Source organism: Micromonospora ureilytica (assembly GCF_015751765.1).
In the GTDB taxonomy this organism is placed as follows: Bacteria; Actinomycetota; Actinomycetes; order Mycobacteriales; family Micromonosporaceae; genus Micromonospora; species Micromonospora ureilytica.
The window spans coordinates 2,618,574-2,637,947 of record NZ_JADOTX010000001.1 but is presented as its reverse complement, the minus strand read 5'-3'; the positions used below and the strand labels follow the sequence as shown (position 1 = coordinate 2,637,947).

At 72.8% G+C, this 19,374-nt stretch carries 23 protein-coding genes; 18 read left to right on the top strand and 5 right to left on the bottom strand.

Annotated elements, in window-relative coordinates:
* Positions 1-114 precede the first annotated feature (114 nt).
* From IW248_RS11825 to IW248_RS11805, 5 genes are all read left to right on the top strand, one after another.
* Positions 115-1,152 (top strand): zinc-dependent alcohol dehydrogenase, encoded by a 1,038-nt coding sequence (locus IW248_RS11825; protein WP_196927012.1) that lies wholly within the window; start codon positions 115-117, stop codon positions 1,150-1,152.
* The gene (locus IW248_RS11820; RefSeq protein ID WP_196927011.1) at positions 1,152-1,973 is read left to right on the top strand and encodes a sugar phosphate isomerase/epimerase family protein; all 822 of its coding nucleotides are present in this window, start codon (positions 1,152-1,154) and stop codon (positions 1,971-1,973) included. Before IW248_RS11825 ends, IW248_RS11820 begins: the two co-directional genes overlap by 1 nt.
* A 116-nt stretch (positions 1,974-2,089) precedes the next feature.
* Positions 2,090-3,376, top strand: a complete 1,287-nt coding sequence (locus IW248_RS11815) for an MGH1-like glycoside hydrolase domain-containing protein (RefSeq protein ID WP_196930146.1) — start codon at positions 2,090-2,092, stop codon at positions 3,374-3,376.
* Positions 3,377-3,427: 51 nt separating this feature from the next.
* Complete coding sequence (locus IW248_RS11810; RefSeq protein ID WP_124821991.1) at positions 3,428-3,826, top strand: NUDIX hydrolase; 399 nt, start codon at positions 3,428-3,430, stop codon at positions 3,824-3,826.
* Between the two features lie 40 nt (positions 3,827-3,866).
* Positions 3,867-4,340 carry a DUF2267 domain-containing protein gene (locus tag IW248_RS11805; protein ID WP_196927009.1) on the top strand — a complete coding sequence of 158 codons (474 nt, stop codon included), beginning with the start codon at positions 3,867-3,869 and terminating at the stop codon, positions 4,338-4,340.
* A gap of 44 nt (positions 4,341-4,384) precedes the next feature.
* On the opposite strand, the gene IW248_RS11800 is transcribed toward IW248_RS11805, so the two are convergent.
* Together IW248_RS11800 and IW248_RS11795 are read right to left on the bottom strand one after the other, a co-directional pair.
* Positions 4,385-5,623 carry a hypothetical protein gene (locus tag IW248_RS11800; protein ID WP_196927007.1) on the bottom strand — a complete coding sequence of 413 codons (1,239 nt, stop codon included), beginning with the start codon at positions 5,621-5,623 and terminating at the stop codon, positions 4,385-4,387.
* A 26-nt stretch (positions 5,624-5,649) separates the two neighbouring features.
* Complete coding sequence (locus IW248_RS11795; protein WP_196927006.1) at positions 5,650-6,165, bottom strand: NUDIX hydrolase; 516 nt, start codon at positions 6,163-6,165, stop codon at positions 5,650-5,652.
* A 50-nt stretch (positions 6,166-6,215) separates the two neighbouring features.
* Between IW248_RS11795 and IW248_RS11790 the strand changes: the two genes are divergently transcribed.
* From IW248_RS11790 to IW248_RS11775, 4 genes are all read left to right on the top strand, one after another.
* Complete coding sequence (locus tag IW248_RS11790) at positions 6,216-6,707, top strand: type II toxin-antitoxin system PemK/MazF family toxin (protein WP_030336385.1); 492 nt, start codon at positions 6,216-6,218, stop codon at positions 6,705-6,707.
* A gap of 34 nt (positions 6,708-6,741) precedes the next feature.
* Positions 6,742-7,764, top strand: a complete 1,023-nt coding sequence (locus tag IW248_RS11785) for a phosphotransferase enzyme family protein (RefSeq protein WP_196927003.1) — start codon at positions 6,742-6,744, stop codon at positions 7,762-7,764.
* A gap of 612 nt (positions 7,765-8,376) precedes the next feature.
* The gene (locus IW248_RS11780; RefSeq protein ID WP_196930145.1) at positions 8,377-9,120 is read left to right on the top strand and encodes a helix-turn-helix domain-containing protein; all 744 of its coding nucleotides are present in this window, start codon (positions 8,377-8,379) and stop codon (positions 9,118-9,120) included.
* Positions 9,111-9,305, top strand: coding sequence for a DUF397 domain-containing protein (locus tag IW248_RS11775; RefSeq protein ID WP_196927002.1), 195 nt, complete (start codon positions 9,111-9,113; stop codon positions 9,303-9,305). Before IW248_RS11780 ends, IW248_RS11775 begins: the two co-directional genes overlap by 10 nt.
* Positions 9,306-9,340: 35 nt before the next feature.
* Here the strand turns inward: IW248_RS11775 and IW248_RS11770 are convergent, their stop codons facing one another.
* Positions 9,341-9,991 (bottom strand): GGDEF domain-containing protein, encoded by a 651-nt coding sequence (locus tag IW248_RS11770; protein ID WP_196927000.1) that lies wholly within the window; start codon positions 9,989-9,991, stop codon positions 9,341-9,343.
* 264 nt (positions 9,992-10,255) lie between these two features.
* Between IW248_RS11770 and IW248_RS11765 the strand changes: the two genes are divergently transcribed.
* The 6 genes from IW248_RS11765 (at position 10,256) to IW248_RS11740 (ending at position 15,132) form a co-directional block, all read left to right on the top strand.
* The gene (locus IW248_RS11765) at positions 10,256-10,495 is read left to right on the top strand and encodes a DUF397 domain-containing protein (protein WP_088947853.1); all 240 of its coding nucleotides are present in this window, start codon (positions 10,256-10,258) and stop codon (positions 10,493-10,495) included.
* A gap of 142 nt (positions 10,496-10,637) precedes the next feature.
* Entirely contained in the window at positions 10,638-11,525 is an 888-nt protein-coding gene (locus IW248_RS11760) for a Sco1979 family transcriptional regulator (RefSeq protein WP_124816914.1), read from the top strand.
* Positions 11,526-11,659: 134 nt separating this feature from the next.
* On the top strand, positions 11,660-12,703 hold the full coding sequence (locus IW248_RS11755; protein ID WP_307787914.1) for a LacI family DNA-binding transcriptional regulator: 1,044 nt from the start codon (positions 11,660-11,662) through the stop codon (positions 12,701-12,703).
* Positions 12,704-12,705: 2 nt separating this feature from the next.
* Complete coding sequence (locus IW248_RS11750; RefSeq protein WP_231396281.1) at positions 12,706-12,909, top strand: hypothetical protein; 204 nt, start codon at positions 12,706-12,708, stop codon at positions 12,907-12,909.
* 99 nt (positions 12,910-13,008) lie between these two features.
* Positions 13,009-14,457: a serine/threonine-protein kinase gene (locus IW248_RS11745; RefSeq protein WP_196926996.1), complete on the top strand. Its 1,449-nt coding sequence runs from the start codon at positions 13,009-13,011 to the stop codon at positions 14,455-14,457.
* A 33-nt stretch (positions 14,458-14,490) separates the two neighbouring features.
* A complete protein-coding gene (locus IW248_RS11740; protein ID WP_196926995.1) occupies positions 14,491-15,132 on the top strand; it encodes a histidine phosphatase family protein in 642 nt (213 codons plus the stop codon).
* Positions 15,133-15,175: 43 nt separating this feature from the next.
* Here IW248_RS11740 and IW248_RS11735 read toward each other — a convergent pair whose 3' ends face one another.
* Positions 15,176-15,676: a DinB family protein gene (locus IW248_RS11735; RefSeq protein WP_124815368.1), complete on the bottom strand. Its 501-nt coding sequence runs from the start codon at positions 15,674-15,676 to the stop codon at positions 15,176-15,178.
* 39 nt (positions 15,677-15,715) lie between these two features.
* The gene (locus IW248_RS11730; RefSeq protein WP_196926994.1) at positions 15,716-16,531 is read right to left on the bottom strand and encodes a carbon-nitrogen hydrolase family protein; all 816 of its coding nucleotides are present in this window, start codon (positions 16,529-16,531) and stop codon (positions 15,716-15,718) included.
* On the opposite strand from IW248_RS11730, the gene IW248_RS11725 reads away from it, so the two are divergent.
* The 3 genes from IW248_RS11725 (at position 16,530) to IW248_RS11715 (ending at position 19,220) form a co-directional block, all read left to right on the top strand.
* Positions 16,530-17,312, top strand: a complete 783-nt coding sequence (locus tag IW248_RS11725; RefSeq protein ID WP_196926992.1) for a DedA family protein — start codon at positions 16,530-16,532, stop codon at positions 17,310-17,312. The two genes, IW248_RS11730 and IW248_RS11725, sit on opposite strands and share 2 nt — an antisense overlap.
* Positions 17,313-17,424: 112 nt before the next feature.
* Entirely contained in the window at positions 17,425-18,585 is a 1,161-nt protein-coding gene (locus IW248_RS11720; RefSeq protein ID WP_196926991.1) for a sensor histidine kinase, read from the top strand.
* On the top strand, positions 18,576-19,220 hold the full coding sequence (locus tag IW248_RS11715) for a response regulator (protein WP_124815376.1): 645 nt from the start codon (positions 18,576-18,578) through the stop codon (positions 19,218-19,220). The genes IW248_RS11720 and IW248_RS11715 overlap by 10 nt, the downstream gene beginning before the upstream one ends.
* Positions 19,221-19,374 lie beyond the last annotated feature (154 nt).

The window sequence follows — 19,374 nt, the reverse complement described above, 5'->3', positions numbered from 1 at the left end:
GGTGGCACTCCTCTCGAAGGGTACATGACGGATCCAACACCTTCGATTGATCAATAGCAAGACATATCGCGATTTTTTGCTATCCTGGAGCCCAGTGCTACCGGGATGTGACACATGGGCAACTGGGTGGTCTCTCTCGCCGGGCCTCGACGCATCAGCCTCGAGCCCTGCCCACCGGATCCGCTCGGCCCCGGCCAGGTCCGAGTCCGCACCTGCTACTCGGGCATCTCCGCCGGCACCGAGCTGACCCTCTACCGGGGCAGCAATCCCCGGCTCAGCAAGGACTGGGACGACGTCGCCCGGATGTTCGTCCCCCGACAGACCCCGGTGCCCTACCCGTTGATCGGCTTCGGCTACGAAGAGGTCGGCGAGGTCATCGAGGTCGCACCGGAGGTCACCGACCGGCATCCGGGGCAGCTCGTCTGGGGCATCTGGGGGCACCGGGCCGAGGCCGTGCTCGCCGCCGACGCGGTCCGTGCGCTCCCCTCCGGGCTGGACCCGCTCGTCGCGGTCTTCGCCCGCCCCGGCGCCATCGCGCTGACCGCCGTGCTCGCCGGCGACCTGCACCTCGGCGACTGGGTCGGTGTCTTCGGGCAGGGCGTCATCGGGCTGCTCGCCACCCGGCTCGCCGTGCTCTCCGGGGCCCGGGTGGTGGCCGTCGACCCGGTGCCCGACCGGCTGGAGCACGCCGCCCGGTACGGCGCGCGATCCATCGTGGACGCCACTGTCACGTCCGCCGCCGCCGTGCTGCGCCAGGCCACCGACGGCCGGGGGGCCGACGTCTGCCTGGAGTTGTCCGGCGCGTACCCGGCGCTGCACGAGGCGATCCGCTCCACCGCCCACGCCGGCCGGGTCGTGGCCGCCGGCTTCTACCAGGGCCAGGCCGACGCGCTCGGCCTTGGCGAGGAGTTCCACCACAACCGCATCCAGTTGGTGGCCGCCCAGGTCTCCGGGCCCACCCCCGCGCCGAGCATGGCCGGACGGTGGACCGGTGACCGGGTCGCGCAGACCTTCATGGACCTGGTGGCCGACCGCAGCGTCGACCCGCTGCCGCTGGTCAGCCACATCGTCGACGCCAGCGCGGTCGCCGACGCCCTCGCGCTGCTCGACCGCGGCGCCGGTGACGTCCTCCAAGTCGTGCTGAGGTTCTGATGACCACCATCGCGCTGGCCTGTCAGGAACAACTCCTGCCGGGCACCAACCTGATCCAGAAGTACGCCCTCGCGGCCGCCCTCGGCTACCAGGGCATCGAGCTACGCGGCCGCGGCGACCTCGCGTTCGCCCGCCGGCTGCCCGAGCTGCGCCGGGCCCGCGCCGCCGGGGTGGTGATGCCCACCGTCTGCGTCGAGATGGACCACTTCATCGGCGACTTCGACCCCGCCCGGTCCGCCGACGCCGTCCGTAACCTGCGCTCCCAGCTCTCGGTGATCGCCGAGTTGGGCGGCGTCGGGGCGATGACCCCGGCCGCCTGGGGAATGTTCTCCCGGCGACTGCCGCCGTTCGAGCCGCCCCGGCCGCCGGGCGGAGACCGGCAGGTGCTCCTCGACGCCCTCGGCGAGCTGGGCGAGCACGCCCGGGCCGAGGGGGTCAGCCTCTTCCTGGAACCCCTCAACCGGTACGAGGACCACATGGTCAACCGTCTCGACGAGGCGGTGGCGCTCTGCGCCGCACTCGGGCTGCCGTCGGTCCGGGTGGTCGCCGATACCTTCCACATGAACATCGAGGAGGACGACGTGCACCGCGCGCTGCGCGCCGCCGCGCCGTACCTCGGGCACGTGCAGGTCAGCGACTCCAACCGGTACCAGCCCGGCGCCGGGCACCTGGACTGGCCGGCGCTGGTGCGTACGCTGCTGGAGCTGGACTACCGGGGCTGGCTGGCCCTGGAGTGCCGGCTCCGCGGCGACCCGGTCCGGGCCCTGCAACAGGCCGCCACGGTGCTGCGGCACGCGTTGCCCCGGCGGGCCGCCGCGTGACCGCCGACGCCGGGCCGACAAGTGTCGACGCGACCGCCGGTGTCGACGCGATCGCTGACACCGGACCGACGCGCGCCGACGTCGCCGGCACGGGTGGCCCGACCGACGCGACCGGGCTGCGTCGACTCGCTGTCGACACGCTCGACGCCAACTGGGAGCACGACCACACGGTGCCCTCGCGCACGCTCTACCCGCACCAGTGGAGCTGGGACTCCGCGTTCATCGCCATCGGGTTGGCCCAGGTCCGCCCCGACCGCGCCTGGCGGGAGCTGACGAGCCTGTTCCGGGCGCAGTGGGCCGACGGACGGGTGCCGCACATCGTGTTCAACCCGGCGCTGCGGGTCGGCGCGTACTTCCCGGGGCCGGAGATGTGGCGCTCGGCCGACGTGCCGGGAGCACCGACGGTGGCCACCTCCGGCCTGGTCCAGCCGCCGGTGCACGCGCTCGCCGCGTTGCTGGCGTACCGGCGGGCGCCCGACCCCACCGGCCTGGCGGCGCTGCGCCGGCTATACCCCGCGTTTGTCGCCCAACAGCGCTACCTGGCCGACCGGCGGGACGTGGCCGGCGACGGGCTGGTCTGCATCGTGCACCCGTGGGAGTCCGGGTTGGACAACAGCCCGGCGTGGGACGAGCCGATGGCCGCGGTGCCGGCCGAGGCGGCCGTCATGTCCGCGTACCGTCGACACGACACCGCGCACGCCGACGCCGCGCACCGCCCCACGGACCTGGACTACGCGCGTTACCTGGCGATCGTCGCCGCCTACCGCGACCAGGGTTACTCCGACCGGGACCTGGCCGCCGGTCACCCGTTCCTGGTGGAGTGCCCGCTGTTCAACGCGGCGTTCGGGGCCGCCGAACACGCCCTCGCCGAGATCGCCGCGCTCGTCGGCGCCGACCCCGGGCCGCACCGGGCCCGCGCGGCCCGGATCACCGAAGCGCTCCTTCGGCGGCTGCACGACAGGGGCGCCGGCACGTTCCAGCCTCGTGACCTGCGAACCGACCGCCTGGTGAGCGCCCGTACCGTGCTCGGGTTGACCCCGCTGATCCTTCCCGACCTGCCGACCCGGCAGGCCGACGCGCTGGTCGTCGAGGCCCGGTCGGCGCGCTTCGGGGTGGCCCGGCGGATGGACCGGCCGCTACCCACCTACGACCGCACCGCACCCGACTTCGAGCCGCTGCGCTACTGGCGCGGGCCGAGCTGGCTCAACATCGGCTGGCTGGTCCGGCGCGGGCTGCTCGCGCACGGGCACCCGGAGCTGGCCGCCGGGCTGCGCCGCTCGATGATCGGTCTGGTCGCCGGGGCCGGCTGCCACGAGTACTTCCACCCGGACACCGGCGTCGGGCTGGGCTCGCCGGCGTTCAGCTGGACCGCCGCGTTGCTGCTCGACCTGCTGGCCGAATGAGCGCGGTGCCGGGTGGTAGCGTCCCCGGTCCCGGCGGCTGGAGGGAGCATCGTGCGCGAGATCGACAAGGTGGCCTGGATCCTCATCGAGGACGGTCGGGTGCTGAGCACCCGGTCGGCCGGCAAGGACGTCTGGTACCTGCCGGGTGGAAAGCGCGAGCCGGGCGAGACCGACCTGGAGACCCTGCGCCGGGAGATCGACGAGGAGTTGAGCGTCGAGGTCGACGTGCGCGATGCCGTACACCTGGGCACCTTCACCGCTCAGGCGCACAGCCACGCGGCCGGCGTCACCGTGCGGATGACCTGCTACCGGGCCGGCTATCAGGGCCAGCTGCGGCCGGCCAGCGAGATCGCCGAGATGGCCTGGCTCGGGTACGCGGACCAGCACCGCACCTCACCGGTCGACCAGATCATCTTCGACCACCTGCTGGCCGAGGGTCTGCTTCGCTAGCGGCAGTTTGTCCCGGCGGGCCAGGGGTAACCGCCCGAGCGTGACCGACGGCGACGGGTTCCCGTACTTCATCGACGCGGTGTCCCAACGGTCCGGCCTGCCGGCCGAGGAGGCCGGCGTGCTCGCCCGCGCCGTGCTCCAGACGTTGGCCGAGCGGGTGACCGGCGACGCGCCCGGCGACCTCGTCGGGCACCTCCCCAACGAGGTCGGCGGCTACCTGACCGGTCCGGCCCCGGACCCGGCCTCCGGTCCGGCCCCGGCCCCGGCCCCCGATTCGGGTGCCGGCGCTGATGGGTTGACCAGCGGGGTGGGCCTGGAGGTCGGCGGTTCCGCCGCGACCCCGATGGACGCCGGCCCGACGGAGTTCCTTCGTCGCGTGGAACAGCGTGCCGGGGTGGACCCGGCCACCGCCCGGGCCGGGACCGGCGCCGTCTTCGCCACGCTGCGGACGGCGATGACGGTGCGGGAGTTCCGGGAGATGGTGGCGCGACTGCCGCGCGACGGCGGGTTCTGACCCGGCCCGGGGTCAGCCCAGGAGTGCCCTGGTGACGTCGTGGCTCATGCCTCAGAGACCTCCTCGGGCTCGGCGACCCAGGCGGAGAAGACCGGCACCCCGTGCCACGGGCCGGTGACGCCGTCGGCCCCGGCGTCGGTGGCGACGGCCACCACCGCGTACGGGTGGCCGAAGCGCAGCTCGGCGGTGCGGGCCACGCCCTCCGGCGGCATGCTGGTGATCCCGGCCATGCCGGTCACCGCCGCCGCCTCGAAGCCGTACCTGTCGAACCGGGCCACCGCCGTCTGCCGTGCCTCGAAGCCGTCCTCCGGCAGCGCCAGCGCCGTCGCGAGCGTGGTCACCGCGGCGGGGAAGCCGAGCGCCGGGTCGGTCAGGTCATGGTCGTTGCGAGCGGACCAGCAGGGGAGGACGGCGGTGTGCCGCTCTTCGCGGCCGTCGCGGGCCCAGGTGTGTACCCGTTCCTCGGCCAGCGTCCACAGCGGAGCCTCACCGAGCGGCAGGTCGAACAGCGAGCGGTTGCCAGTCGGTTGCGCGCCGTCGGCCGCGCCGGCGCTGAGGTCGTACGCGATTGCCAGCGCCTCGGCCGGTGGCACCTGCGGCGCGGCGGCCACCGAGAGGACCACCAGCCCCGCGCCGTCGGTCGTCTGGGCGGGTGCGGTGTGCACGATCACGTCACCGGCCCGCGCGGTGGACACGATGGCGCAGCGGTGGCCCCGGCTCGGGCTGCGCAGTGCCCGCCGTAGTAGGCCGGCCCACGGGCTGTCGGCGCCGAGCGCGCGTGCGTCGGCGACGTCGAACGGGGTCGCCCAGGACACCCGGGTGGCCAACGCGCTGGCCAGGATGAACACCACGTCCGATTCGACAGTCAGGGGAAACGTCTCGATCAGGCCGAGGGTGTGCTCGCGCGCCCAGGCGTCCAACCCGGCCTGATCGGGCAGTGCGCCGACCTCGGTCGTGCCGGGCAGCGCGGCCCGCCACGTTGCGGGCCCGTCGTCGCCCTGCCCCGATCGGTGCCAGAGAGCTGTGGCGGCCCCGACCAGCGGGTGCGGCGCGTCCAACAGCGTTCGGGCGATCTCGGCCGCGCTCGGCAGGTCGGTGCCCAGCGCCTGCGCAAGCTCCGCGGCGGCACTGTCGGCTACCGCCGGATCGCTGTCGGCCGTCGTGGCAGTGACAGCGAGCAGCAGCCAGGCGCCGAGCGGGGAGGCGACGTGGTGGACGTCGCCGGCCGTGGCGTGCAGCCGTGCGGCGTACGCGGAGAGCGGCCCGTGCAGATCGGTCCTCATGCCCCCACTCTGCCCGCCGGCCCGGCTCACGACCACAGCTCGAACGGCTCGTCGATTTCCGTGCCGGCGAGAAGCGGGGTGATCAGTCGGGGGAGCTGCCCGGGGTAGAACCGCTCCCGACTGGCCACCACCTCGGCCAACGGCCACCAGCGGAAGCCGAAGTAGTCCTCCCGCTCGTAGTCGAGCCGGTGCGCCTCGTCCACGTCCGGTCCGGGCCCCGCCAGTCGTACGGCGACGACAACCTCGTCCTGGACGTGTCGCAGCTGGCGGTGCAGGAAGCTCGCCCGCCGTCGCCAGGTCGGCGCGCCCACCTGGTCGGCGGTGACCACGATGCCGGTCTCCTCCCGTAGCTCCCGCACCGCCGTGTCGCGGTAGGTCTCACCGGGGTCCATGCCGCCGCCCGGCAGCTCCCACCAGGTGCCCAGCCGGGGGTGGTCCGGGTCGTGGGTGTGAAACAACAACACCCGGTCGGTGCCGTCGGTGACCACCACCCGCACCGCGCGTCGCTCCAGGATCGGCAGGTCGTGGGGCAGCTCGTTCATCGGGCCAGTCTGTCGCACCGCCCGCTTCGGCGGCGGGTAGGCTGCCCGCCGTGGCTGGTCTGTTGAGGAATGTCGCGGCGCGTATCTCTCGGGTCGGTGCGGTGATCCCGTCGCCCCGGCGTACCGGGCCGGCGCCCGCGCAGGTGGCCCGCCGCCGTCAGGTGAGCGCGTTGCAGCGTCGGGAGCTGACCTACGCTCCGGAGCGGGACGGTCAGGCCGACCCGGGCGAGATCGTCTGGACGTGGGTGCCGTACGAGGACGACCCGCGCCAGGGCAAGGACCGACCGGTGCTGGTCGTCGGGCGGCACAGCCGGACCCTGTTCGGGTTGATGCTGTCCAGCCAGAGCGAGCGGGACGGGCAGCGGCACTGGTTCGCGCTCGGGCCGGGTGAGTGGGACCGCGACAACCGGCCGAGCTGGGTCCGGCTGGACCGGGTGCTCACCATGCGCGAGGACAGCATCCGCCGGGAGGGCGCCGTGTTGGATCGGCCCCGGTTCGACCGGGTCGGGCAGGCGTTGCGCGCCGGCTACGGCTGGCGCTGACCGCGCCGGCCACGGGCGCTGGCATGGTGGCCGCATGGTGCAGGACGTCGCACGGCAGGTGACCGAGCAGGTGCGGACGGGCTTCGGCCTACGGTTGTCCACGATGGAGCCGGTCACCTCCGGCGCGGACCAGCACGCCCGACTGTGGCTGGCCGAGGCCGCCGACGGCGGTCGGTACGCGGTCAAGCTGAGCGGTGGAGGCACCCCGGCCGGCCTGGTGGTGACGGCGTTCCTGGCCGAACAGGGGGTGCCGGGCATCGTCGCGCCGCTGCGGGCCGACGACGGGCGGCTGTCCGTCGACCACGACGGCCGCCGGCTGTCCGTGGTGCCGTGGGTGTCCGACCAGCGGGCGCTCGACGGCCCGATGACCGACGCGCACTGGCACGCGTACGGCGAGGTGCTGGCCGCCGTGCACGCGGCGCCGGTGACCGACGAGCTGAGCCGGCTGCTGCCGGCGGGCGGCGCCGCGTACCCCTCAATCGTGGCCGCGACCCGCGCGACGGCTGCGCGGCTGCGCGACCCGGACCCGGCCGACCTCGCGGACCCGCTGGTCACGGAGCTGGCGGGGGTGTGGTCCGCGGTGGCCGACCGGCTGGGGGTGCTGACCCGCGAGGTCGAGCGCCGCGCCGTCGACATGTGCGACCGGCCCGCTGCGAACGTCGTCTGCCACGGTGACCCGCACCTGGGCAACCTGCTGCTCGGCACGGACGGGCAGGTCTGGCTGATCGACTGGGACGACGCGGTGCTCGCCCCGCCCGAGTGTGACCTCATGTTCGTCCTCGGCGGGGTGCTCGCCTTCGCGCCGATCACTGCCGAGCAGCAGCAGGCCGTGCTCGCCGGCTACGGCAGGACCGACGTCGACCCGGTGCGCCTGGCCTGGTTCCTCGCGGTCCGCGCGCTCGACGACCTCAGCGACTGGACCCGCCAGGCGTTGGACCTCGACGCCGAGCCGGCCGACCGGGACCGGGCGGCGCGGATCGTGCGAGGGCTGGTGTCACAGGTGGGTCTGGTCACCCTCGCCGACGCGGCGTTGCGCGACAGTGACCGACGGTGCTGAGCGGCCACCGTGTCGGCAGAGGTGTAACAACGGAATCCGCACTCGGTTGATGTGGGCTGGCGACGTGTGCGGGAGTCGAAGGTGTGCGGTTGGTTGCCTTTAGAGCTGAATCGTTTGCGACATCACGGCCCACCCGGGATCGCGCTTGGTGTCCCTGCTGGCGTCGCACGTGGCTGTCGTGCCGAGGGTCGCGTTGGCGGTCCTGCCGGGTCGCGCCGCTCAGCCACGACGGCTCGTCGGCGGGGCTGCTGGCGGCCGAATCGTTTGTGACATCAGCTCCAAAGCGCCAGCCCGGTGGTCCCCCCCGGTTACTCCCCCCGCACGGGCGCCGCCTCGTCGAGTGGATCAAGCGAGGGTGGGACAGGACGCGGGCCTTGGGACGCTGGCGGGGCATCTCGGGGGCGGTCGGGGGGCCTCCGACATGCGCGCCAACACGTCACACCGCAACACGCCGGTAGGCCGCAGACACGGGCACGCAGCGTGGTTATCGTCCGCCGCAACGTGCATCGAGCGGCGTCGCAGCACGCCTGCTGGGCGGGGCTTCCAGGTCGTCCGCCACGGCACCGAGAGCGGCGGGAGGATCTGGTGGCGAACGAGGCGTTGCGGGTGGCGATGGCCGAGGCGGGCGAGACCGTCGAGTCGTTGGCCGAGAAGGTCCACGTCGACCCGAAGACGGCGGCGCGGTGGCTCGCGTCGGGGCGCATCCCGCATCCGCGCACCCGGGTCGCTGTGGCCAAGGTACTGCGCCGGGACGCGGCCGACCTCTGGCCGGAGCCGTTCCGCCGCCGTGACCTGCCGTGGTTCCGACCGTGGGCCGAGCTGGAACAGGACGCCACCTCGCTCCGGTGGTACGAGCCGCTGCTCGTGCCGGGTCTGCTCCAGACCGAGGGGTACGCTCGCGCGATCCTGGGCACCGGTGGGCTGGTCGCACCGTCCGAGGTGGACCAGATCGTGGCGGGCCGCATTGAGCGGCAGGCGGTCCTGTGCCGCGACGCCCCACCGCAGCTGGTGGCGGTGATCGACGAGGTGGTGCTGCGCCGGTCGGTCGGCGACCGCACCGTGATGGCCGGCCAACTGGCCCACCTCGCGAGGGTGGCCGAGTGGGAACACGTGCAGGTGCGGGTGATCCCGGCCGAGTGCCCGTGGCACACCGGTCTGGCCGGTCCCTTCGTGCTGGGTCGGCTGCCCGACGGGACCGAATTGGCATATCTCGACAACCAGCTCCGCGGTCAGGTCGTGACCGATCCCCTCGACGTCGCTAGCCTGGGACGCAGGTGGGAGAGCGTCACCGGTGAGGCGTTCCCCCGACGACGGTCGATCGAGCTGATCAGGGAAGTGGCCACGACATGGACATGACCGACGCCCGCTGGCGCACCGCGACCCGCAGCAGCAACAACGGTGGTGCCTGCGTCGAGGTGGCCGACAATCTGCCCGGCCGGGTGCTGGTGCGCGACAGCAAGGACCGTGACGGCGGCACCCTGACCTTCGCGCCGACCGCCTGGACGGCGTTCGTTCGAGAAGTGCGTACACCGGGCCGCTGATCCACTCGGGGCGGCGCGCCCGTGGCCTGAAACGGTCAGCGTTCCGTGAGGAACGCGCTGTCGACAAGTTGGCGGGGTGACCGGGCGCCGCCGAGGCTCTTCGCCTGGTACATGGCCGCGTCGGCGCGGCTGAGCGCGTCGGTGAGCTGGGCGGGGCCGGTCACCGGGGCGAGCCCGACGGAGGCGGTGACCCGGACGCTGCACCCGCTGAGCCGGATCGGCGCAGCGACGGTCTCGCTGAGCCGGCGGGTGGAGTGCTCGATCCAGCGCCGGTCGACGGTGGGGCTGGAGAGCAGACCGGCGAACTCGTCGCCGCCGAGGCGGGCGACGAGATTGTCCCCGGCGAAGCCGGCGAGCCGCTCGGCCACACTGATCAGCACCTGGTCGCCGGCAGCGTGCCCGTACCGGTCGTTGATCTGTTTGAAGTCGTCCAGGTCGAGCACGACGGCGATCAGCGGCTGACCGGCGGCGTCGGTGAGCAGGGCGGCTGCCAGGCGGTAGAAGGCGCGTCGGTTGGGCAGCCCGGTGAGCGGGTCGTGGCTGGCGGCGTGCCGTTCGGCGGCCAACTCGGCCTGGAGGTGGTCGATCTCGGCCTCGGCGCGCACCGCCCGTCGGCGTAGTTGCCAGGAGGAGAGCAGCGCGCCGGCGGCGCAGACGCCGGAGGCGACACTCATCGGATCCGGCACGAACCCTCCCATCGCCGCGACCGCCTCCAGCCTTCGGTTGACGCGGCGCGCCGCGTCGGGCCCAGTTTTGCCTGATCGTTGCCCGTGTGGGGGTAACGCAAAGTGAACGGATGGGCACCGATCATGTGCGTTATCATGCTCGCCGTCGGATGCAGATGCAATAGCAGATGCACGTGCAGAACCGTCCAATGTCGATACCGCACCCCCTCGCCGTCACCGCTCCTCCCACGGCCACCGGCGGGCTCGTAACAGAAAGACGCCTCCATGCATCAGCCACCCAATGGCGTACCGATCCACCAGTTGCCTCCGCTGAGCTGGCAGAAGAGCCGCCGAAGCAACCCGAGCGGCAACTGCGTCGAACTCGCCGAGCTGCCCGGGGGAGCGGGCATCGCGGTTCGCAACTCACGACACCCGGAGGGGCCGGCGCTGATCTACACGGTGGATGAGATCGCCGCCTTCGTTCTCGGTGCGCGGGACGGAGATTTCGACCATCTGATCAACTGACCGTCCCGGGCAGGGTCGTCCCGGCGACGGGACTTATTCACCGGTGTGGAGGAGTTCACCTCACTGTCGGTCCATGGCATGCTTACACGTCGGCCGGGCCGGGGCGCCCGGCCGCCGTGGGTCGGTGTCCGGAGGTCCGCACGTGACGATGGTTCCCGCCGAGGGCGGCCCGACAACCGGGCCGACCGTGCTGCGCATGCTGCTCGGCGCCCAACTGCGCCGCCTTAGGGAGTCCAGCGGGGTGACCCGGGAGGGTGCCGGCTGGGAGATCCGCTCCTCCGAATCCAAGATCAGTCGGATGGAGCTGGGCCGGGTCGGCTTCAAGGAGCGCGACGTCGCCGACCTGTTGACCCTCTACGGCGTCACCGAGGAACACGAGCGCGACGCGCTGCTCAAGCTCGCACGGGACGCGAACAGCCCCGGCTGGTGGCACCGCTACGGCGACGTGTTGCCGTCCTGGTTCCAGTCGTACCTGGGCCTGGAGGCCGCCGCCGCGCTGATCCGCAGCTACGAGGTGCAGTTCGTGCCCGGCCTCCTGCAGACCCGGGAGTACGCCCGGGCGGTCGTGCTGCTCGGGCACGGCGCGGCCGGTGCGGGCGAGATCGACAGACGCGTCGGGCTGCGGATGCAACGTCAGCAGTTGCTCCAGCGGGAGAATCCGCCGCAGTTGTGGGCAGTGGTGGACGAGGCGGCGCTGCGCCGGCCCATCGGCGGCGCCGAGGTCATGCGCGGTCAGCTCACCGCGCTCATCGAGGCGACCAAGTCGCCCCACATCCGGCTCCAGGTCATCCCGTTCGCCGCCGGTGGCCACGCCGCCGCCGGGGGCGCCTTCACCATCCTGCGCTTCGGCGACCAGGAGCTACCCGACATCGTCTACATCGAACAGCTCACCAGCGCCATCTACCTCGACAAGCGCGACGATCTGGATTACTACGCGGTGGCCATGGAGCGGCTCTGCGTCGAGGCCGAGCCGCCGGAGCGCACTGCGGAGATCCTCGGCCGACTGCTGGACGACAGCTACCCGGCCTGACCTCGACCGCGTAGCCGTCGCAGGCGGGACTTGCAGCTCACGTATTGACCGACGCCGACTGGTCGGGCTAATCTCTGCATCGATACAGACTGAATCGATGCAGAGAGGTGCCGGTGAAGCCAACACTGCAAGCCGTGGCCGACGCCGTCGGCGTCTCCCGCAGCACCGTTTCCAACGCCTACAGCCGCCCCGACCAGCTCTCCGCCACCCTGCGGGAGCGAATCATGGACGCTGCCCGGCAACTCGGGTACGCCGGACCCAACCCCACCGCGCGCTCCCTGCGCCGGGGCTTCGTCGGGTCGATCGGGGTGCTGTTCACCTCGCAACTGTCGTACGCCTTCACCGACCCGTTCGCGGTCCGCTTCCTCGCCGGTGTCGGCGCGGCGATCGAGCGACGCGGCACGAGCATGCTGCTGGTGCCGCTGCCGCCGGCGGTGACCGACGCCCGACGGGCGGTGGAGAACGCCGCCGTCGACGGGTTCTGCGTCTACTGCGTCGCCGACGAGGAATGGGCGCTGGACGTGATCCGCCAACGCGGGCTGCCGTTCGTCAGCACGGCCGCCCGCGACGACGCCGGCGCCGACGAACGGTTCGTCGGCATCGACGAGCGGGCCGCCGCGCGCAGCGCCGCCGCGCACGTCGCCGGGCTCGGGCACCGTCGGGTGGCGCTGCTCGCCGACTCCGTGCTGCCCGACGCGCCGGCCGGCCCGCTCACCCTGGCCGGGGTCGACCAGGTGCCGCATCCGACCACCCGAGGTCGGCTCAGCGGGTTCGCCGACGCCTTCGCCGAGGTCGGCCTCGGCTGGGCCGAGTTGACAGTGGTCAACGTCCCCGGCAACAGCCGCCCGGCGGCAGCCACAGCCATCGCCGGGCTGTTCGACCAACCCGCGCCGCCGACCGCCGTGCTGGCCTGCTCCGACGTCCTCGCGCTCGGTGTCCTGGACGCCCTGGCCGCGCGGCCGGCCCATGATCGTCCCACCGTCTCGGTGACCGGCTTCGACGACGTCCCCGAGGCCGCCGCGGCCGGCCTCACCACCGTCCGGCAGCCGGCCGAGGAGAAGGGCCGGATCGCCGCCGAACTGCTGCTCGACCCGCCCGCGGACGCCGCGGCCGGTCACGTGTTGCTGCCCACCGCACTCATCGTCCGGGGCTCCACCGGACCTGTCCCGAGGAGTTGACCATGGAACTTCCCACCGGATACCTCACCGCGCTCGACGCCATGAACCGGCACGTCAACTCGGCCCGACCGAACGCCCCGGTCCAGGTCGAACACCCCCGCCGGGCCCTGCTCGCCCCGACCCGGCAGGCCACCGCCCTCGCCCTGCGCCGGCTCGCCGACCGCATCCAGCCGCGACCACTGCCCAGCACCCCCCGCTGCTCCTGACCCGAACCCCACCCCATTCCGGTACGCACGGGACGAACAGTGTGGGGCCGGGCACGGAGAGTGGTCGAGAGCGGCGTTGCCAGGCAGACTGGTGAAGCCATGTCACCGCTCACGCCCACTCTCCGCCTCCACGACCGCTACGTACTGCACGAGCGGATCGGTCTCGGCGGCATGTCCGAGGTGTGGCGAGGCGACGACGAGGTGCTCGGTCGGCCGGTCGCGATCAAGGTGCTCGCCGGGCAGTTCGCCACCGACCCACAGCTGCGGGCCACCATCCAACGCGAGGCCCGCGCGGCCGCCCGGCTGACCCACCCACACGTGACCCAGGTGTACGACTACGCAGAGGCGACCCTGGCCGGGGGTGTCGTGGTCCCGTACCTGGTGATGGAGCTGGTCGACGGTCACAACCTGGCCGACCGGCTGCGGACCGGGCCGCTGCCCTGGCCGGAAGCGGTCCGGGTGGCCGGGCAGATCGCCGCCGCGCTGGCCGCCGCGCACCGCATCGGCGTCGTGCACCGCGACGTCAAGCCCGGCAACGTCATGCTCACCGACACCGGCGCCAAGGTGCTCGACTTCGGCATCGCCGCGCTCGGCGGCCTCGACGGTCAGTCCGGCGAACCGCTGATGGGCACCCCCGCCTACTTCGCCCCGGAACGGCTGGCCGCCGGCCCGCCCGACCCGGCGAGCGACGTGTACGCCCTCGGCGCACTGCTCTACCGCACCCTCACCGGGCGGGCGCCACTGCCCGTGCAGAGCTGGGAGGACGCGCTGGAGGTGCACCGGCGGGGCACCCCGGTGCCGCCGCTGCGGGTGCCCGGCCTACCCGCCGACATCGCCGAACTGACCGTCGCCTGCCTGGCCGCCAACCCGGCCGACCGTCCGAGCGCCGCGCACCTCGCCCGCCGCTTCGGTGCCGGTCAGCCGATCGAGCCGCCCACCGAGCTGCTGCGCATCCGCCCGGCCGCCCACCCGCCCACCCTGATCGACCGGTCGGTGGTGGCCCGTCCGGCTGCCGCCGCGCCGGTCCGACGCCGGTCGCGTCGGCCCCTCGCGCTCGTCGCGGCCGTTCTCGCCGTGCTGATCGGCGTCGGCGCCCTGCTCGCGGAGAATCCGCTCGGCAACCCGGGCGCACCCGACCCGGTCGAGATCGCCGACGCGCCGTCGACGTCCGCCCCGGCCCCCGCGCCCACGACGCACTCGCCGACGCCGGCCGCACCGTCCTCGCCATCCTCCGCCGCCAGCACCGCGCCGCCGACCGTCGGGCAGCAGATACCGGTCAGCTTCCGGGAGGTGACGAGCGAGTTCGCGGCCGTCCTCGCCAGCGCGGTCGCCCGCGGCGACGTCGACCCGAAGACCGCCGAGGATCTGCGGGACGACCTCGCCGACCTCGACCACCGCACCAGGGACCGCGCCAGGCGCGTCGCCGACCTGCGGGACCACATCGCCGAGCTGGTGCGGCGCGACCGTCTACCAGCACAGACGGGCGCGAAACTGGACGCTCTGCTCACGCGGGCCGGCGGCTTCTCCTCCGGCCGTACGGACGACTGATAACCACGTCGATACCGCTGGCATGATGTCCCGATGCGGACACGTCTGATCTTCGTGCGACACGGCGAGTCGGTCCACCAGTTGGAGGGAATCGTCGGTGGGCCACGTGGCTGTCGGGGCCTCACCGCCCTCGGCCACGAGCAGGCACACGACCTGGCAAACCGGCTCACCAGTGATGTCGCCGCCGACGGGCCGGTGGCGGTCTACTCGTCCGTGCTGCGCAGGGCGGTCGAGACCGCGCAACCGATCGGGGCGGCGTTCGGCGTCCGGCCGGTGGCCGACTGTGGTCTCTGCACCTGGCACACGCCCCCGTACGCCGACGGCCTGCCGACCGCCCGTTTCCGCACCGAACACGCGGTGCCGGGTGGCGGCGTGTTCCGACCGTTCGAGGAGGGCAACGAGAGCTGGGCCGAACTGGTGGTCCGCGTCAGCCGCGCGATCATGGAGATCGCCCACCGGCACCGGGGCTCCACAGTGGTCCTGGTCGGCCACAGCGAAACCGTCGAGGGCGCGTTCCACGCGCTCGCCGCGCAGCCGGTCTTCCGGGCGTTCGACCTGGACGTGCCGCCGGCGTCGATCACCGAGTGGACCACCGACCACGACCCCGGCGGTTGGCCTCCGGCCCGCTGGACGCTGCGTCGCTTCGCCGACATCGGCGGGTGGACCAGGGGGTGACCCAACCCGCGCCCGATGCGACCGGCTCGGGCATGCGGCGATGCTATTCGGCGGCCAGGATCTGCTCGCGCAGGATCTCCGCGTGCCCGCAGTGCTGGGCAAGCTCGCGCAGCACGTGCAGGTAGACCCAGCGCAGCGGCAGCGGGCCGCGCCGGTTGCCACGAAGCAGGTCGTCGAGGCCCAGGGTGGACGCGGCGCGGCGGGAGGCTTCGCAGGCTTCCCGGTGTGCGCGCTGGATGGTGGCGATCGTGTCGCCGTCGTCCAGGATGAACGACTCGTCCGGCGTGGCCGGGAGGCCGATCTCGGCCCGGGACCGACACGTGACGGCCTCGTCGAACCAGACCTTCTCCACGAACGTGGCGTGCTTCACCAGACCCAGCAGCGTGGTCCGGGACGGCACCAACGATCGGCGCGCCTGCTCCTCGGTCAGCCCGTCCAGGTAGCCGTTGAGCGCTCTGCGGTGCTCGTCGATGAACGCCTCGAACTGCGTCTGAGCTGACTGGCCGACGACATCATCGGCGAAGGTCCCCGGAAAGGAGGTCATCCCCGAAGCATTTCAAGGTCACCGCCGGCGCGCAAACACTCATGGACCGCGCCCGTCGCCGCCACGGTCGGGCCGAGTGAGGCTGACGCTTACCGACTCGCCCGGGTCGGTGCCCGCGCGGGCGTACACCTCGCCGTCCGGCGTCCAGACACCCGACCGGCCCGCCGCCTCGGTGTAGCCACCGCCGGTCGACCCGGCGAAGCTGGCCACCGCCACCCAGACCCGGTGGGCGGTGGCGATCCGGTGCGCCCGCCGGTCCGTCACTGTGGTGTCGCGGGCCGACTCCAGGACGCCCGCCGCGTACACGTCGATCCCGAGCGCGGCGGTCCGCTCCGCGTGCGCGGCCACGCCGGTGTCCTTGCAGATCGCCAACCCCACCCGCCAACCGTCCACATCGAGCACGACCGGCGCGTCGCCGGGCCGGAACCGGCGGGCCTCCGCGTCCCCCAGCCACATTTTCCGGTACGCCACAGTCGCACCGCCGCCGGTCACCGCCAGCATCGCGATGTGGTCGCCCGCGACCGGCGCACCGACCAGGGCCAGCGCGTTCGCCTCGGCGCACGCCTCGACCAGCGGCGCCAACCGCGGGTCGTCGACCGACACGACCGGCGCGTCCAACTCGTACCCGGTCAGCGACAGCTCCGGAAAGACCACCACCCGGGCGCGCGCCGCGCGGACCGCGGCGGCGTGCGCCCGCGCGTTCTCCGCGACATCAAGGGGTACGCACGGTGGCTGCACCACTGCGAGCCGCAACGGGGTGCGGTTTTCCGCACCCCCGCCGGTGTGGTCGGCCCGCGCGGTCGGGTGGTCGGCCTCATGGTCGACTCTCAGGATGACTTCGTAACGTGGGCGCATGATTCGAACGTCCCACGCCGTGTTCGCCACCGGAACCCCCTCCGCCGCAGCGGAACCACCGCAGGACGGGATGGTCGGCTACGTCACTGACCTGGTGGAACGACTCGGCGGGCCGGGTGCCGGCCTGGCGGTGGCGTTGGAGAACCTCTTCCCGCCGATCCCCAGCGAGGTGATCCTGCCGCTGGCCGGGTTCGTCGCCGCGCAGGGCCGGATGAGTCTGGTCGGTGCGATCTTCTGGACCACGCTGGGCTCGGTGGTGGGCGCGCTCGCGCTCTACCTGATCGGCGCGGCGCTGGGGCGCGACCGGATGCGCGCCATCGTGGCCCGACTCCCACTGGTGAAGCTCAGCGACGTGGACCGGACCGAGGCGTGGTTCCTGCGGCACGGTGTGAAAGCCGTCTTCTTCGGTCGGATGATCCCGATCTTCCGGAGCCTGATCTCGATTCCGGCCGGCGTGGAGCGGATGCCGGTGACAACGTTCCTGCTCTACACCACGCTGGGCAGCCTGATCTGGAACACGACGTTCGTGCTCGCCGGCTATCTGCTCGGCGACAACTGGCACCTCGTCGAGGGCTACGTCGGCACACTCCAGAAGGTGGTGATCGTGGTCAGCGTGGCGGCGGTCGCCTGGTTCGTCGGGTCCCGCGTGCTGAAAGCCCGCCGCGCCGCGCGGAACCCCGAGCCGACCGAACCCGAGCAGAGCGCGCTGAACGGGATGCCCGACCCGGGCGGTCGCGGCACCCTCTACCGAAGCGGATCGTGGGCCTCGGACGAGCGCTAGTCAGTCCGTCTTCTCTACTTCACCCCGCACGCCCACGCCACCCCGGGGTCACGTGCGGGCGGGTCAGATGACGCAGAACAGGGGGAACAGACTCGGTGCGGAAGGGGGCGAGATGGTGGGGGAGCGGCGAACCGGCAGGTGGTGGCTCCGGCTCCGGCTGCCGCTCGGCGTCGCCGTCGGCATCGCGACGGCCGCCGTCGAGCTCGCCTTCCTCGCCGTCGCGGCCGTCGCATCCAGCGTGCGCGCAGTAGCGCCTGCGGCCGGCCGTCGGGTTGCTGGCCTGACCGACCGGTACGGGGGGCGGCTGGTGCGGATGGAACATCGCCGCCTCGCCGGGCTGCTCGCCGCAGAGGATCTGCCCGCGCCGAACACCGTGGCGACCCGGCGGCAGATCGGCTACCTGGCCGCCCGACTGTTACCCGGCACGCTCGGCCTGCTGGCGTACGCCGTGCTCGGCGTCGGCGTGGTGCTGGCCGGGATCGTGCTGCGCGCGGCGGTGCGCGGAGAGCTGACAGTTCTCGACGCCCTGTCCCAGATCGCCGTCGGGGCGGTGCTGCTACTGCTCAACGTTCAGGCCGTTGCCAGTATCGCCGCGCTGGACATCCGGCTGGCGCGACGACTCCTCGGCCCGGGAAGTCGGGCGGAGCTGACGCGGCGCGTCCACGAGCTGACCGCCAGCCGAGCCGGGGTCATCGCCGCCGTCGACGCCGAACGGCAACGCATCGAACGCGATCTGCATGACGGCCTCCAACAGCGGCTGGTCGCCCTCGGCATGCTGCTCGGCCGGGCCCGGCGCGCCCGCGACACCGACCGCACACACGCACTGCTCGCGCAGGCACACGAGGATGTGCAGCGGGCCATCGAAGAGTTGCGCGAGGTGGCGTGGCGGGTCTACCCGTCAGCGCTGGACGACAGCGATCTGGGCGAGGTCCTGGCCATCGTCGCCCGCGGATCCGAGGTGCCGGTGCGGATCCGCTGCGAGCTGCCGGTCCGCCCCGAGCGGCAGGTCGAGACGGTGCTGTACTTCGTGGCCTGCGAGGCGCTCACCAACGCCGCGAAACACGCCGCCGCTACCCTGGTCACTGTCGATATCGGCGTACGGGATGGGTGGATCCGGATGCGCGTACACGATGACGGCGTCGGCGGGGCGGAGCCGACCGGACGCGGGTTGTCCGGGCTGGCGCGACGGGTCGCCGCTCTGGACGGCCGGCTGCTGGTCACCAGCCCGGCCGGTGGTCCGACGACCGTCCTGGCGGAGTTGCCGTGCGGCTAGTCCTCGCCGAAGACTCGACGCTGCTCCGGGAGGGCTTGACGCGGCTGCTCGCCGACGAGGACCACCAGGTACTCGCGGCGGTCGGGACCGCCGACCAGCTCGTCGAGGCGGTCGGACGATCACGTCCCGACGTGGTCGTCACCGACGTCCGGATGCCACCCACCCACACCGATGACGGGCTGCGGGCCGCCCTGGAGATCCGTCGTCGCTGGCCCGACACCGGCGTGCTCGTGCTCTCCCAGTACGTGGAGCGGCGTTACGCCGGGCGGCTGCTCGCGGACCGCCCCGAGGGGGTCGGCTACCTGCTCAAGGACCGGGTCGCCCAGGTCGACGACTTCCTCGACGCACTCGACCGGGTCGCCGCCGGAGGCACCGCCCTCGACCCGGAGGTGATCCGTCAGGTGGTGGCCGGCTCGGAGCGGCCCGACCCGCTCGGTCGGCTCACTCCCCGGGAACGGGACGTACTGCACGAGATGGCCCAGGGGCACACGAACCTCGCCATCGCCCAGCGGCTGCACGTATCGCAGAGCGCGGTCGAGAAGCATGTCAACGCCATCTTCGACAAACTCGACCTCGCTCACACGACCGGCTACAGCCGGAGAATCCTGGCCATCCTGCGCTACCTGGACACCTGACACGCCCAGCCGACCAGAGGTCGGTCCCGCGCAGCTGGTCCCGCGGGCGGGGGCCGGGGCCGGCATGATCGACTCGGGTTTCATGAAGTCGCGGTGTCCGGGCGTCCGGGACACCGCGACTTCCGTGAACCCGAGTGGATCGTGTGGTGTGGGC

Bases quoted from the DNA above. Each gene is read 5' to 3' on its own strand.
- IW248_RS11825 (WP_196927012.1), top strand. From the start codon at position 115: ATGGGCAACTGGGTGGTCTCTCTCGCCGGGCCTCGACGCATCAGCCTC.
- IW248_RS11820 (WP_196927011.1), top strand. From the start codon at position 1,152: ATGACCACCATCGCGCTGGCCTGTCAGGAACAACTCCTGCCGGGCACC.
- IW248_RS11800 (WP_196927007.1), bottom strand. From the start codon at position 5,623: ATGAGGACCGATCTGCACGGGCCGCTCTCCGCGTACGCCGCACGGCTG.
- IW248_RS11795 (WP_196927006.1), bottom strand. From the start codon at position 6,165: ATGAACGAGCTGCCCCACGACCTGCCGATCCTGGAGCGACGCGCGGTG.
- IW248_RS11785 (WP_196927003.1), top strand. From the start codon at position 6,742: ATGGTGCAGGACGTCGCACGGCAGGTGACCGAGCAGGTGCGGACGGGC.
- IW248_RS11780 (WP_196930145.1), top strand. From the start codon at position 8,377: ATGGCCGAGGCGGGCGAGACCGTCGAGTCGTTGGCCGAGAAGGTCCAC.
- IW248_RS11775 (WP_196927002.1), top strand. From the start codon at position 9,111: ATGGACATGACCGACGCCCGCTGGCGCACCGCGACCCGCAGCAGCAAC.
- IW248_RS11765 (WP_088947853.1), top strand. From the start codon at position 10,256: ATGCATCAGCCACCCAATGGCGTACCGATCCACCAGTTGCCTCCGCTG.
- IW248_RS11750 (WP_231396281.1), top strand. From the start codon at position 12,706: ATGGAACTTCCCACCGGATACCTCACCGCGCTCGACGCCATGAACCGG.
- IW248_RS11745 (WP_196926996.1), top strand. From the start codon at position 13,009: ATGTCACCGCTCACGCCCACTCTCCGCCTCCACGACCGCTACGTACTG.
- IW248_RS11740 (WP_196926995.1), top strand. From the start codon at position 14,491: ATGCGGACACGTCTGATCTTCGTGCGACACGGCGAGTCGGTCCACCAG.
- IW248_RS11735 (WP_124815368.1), bottom strand. From the start codon at position 15,676: ATGACCTCCTTTCCGGGGACCTTCGCCGATGATGTCGTCGGCCAGTCA.
- IW248_RS11725 (WP_196926992.1), top strand. From the start codon at position 16,530: ATGATTCGAACGTCCCACGCCGTGTTCGCCACCGGAACCCCCTCCGCC.
- IW248_RS11730 (WP_196926994.1), bottom strand. From the start codon at position 16,531: ATGCGCCCACGTTACGAAGTCATCCTGAGAGTCGACCATGAGGCCGAC.
- IW248_RS11720 (WP_196926991.1), top strand. From the start codon at position 17,425: ATGGTGGGGGAGCGGCGAACCGGCAGGTGGTGGCTCCGGCTCCGGCTG.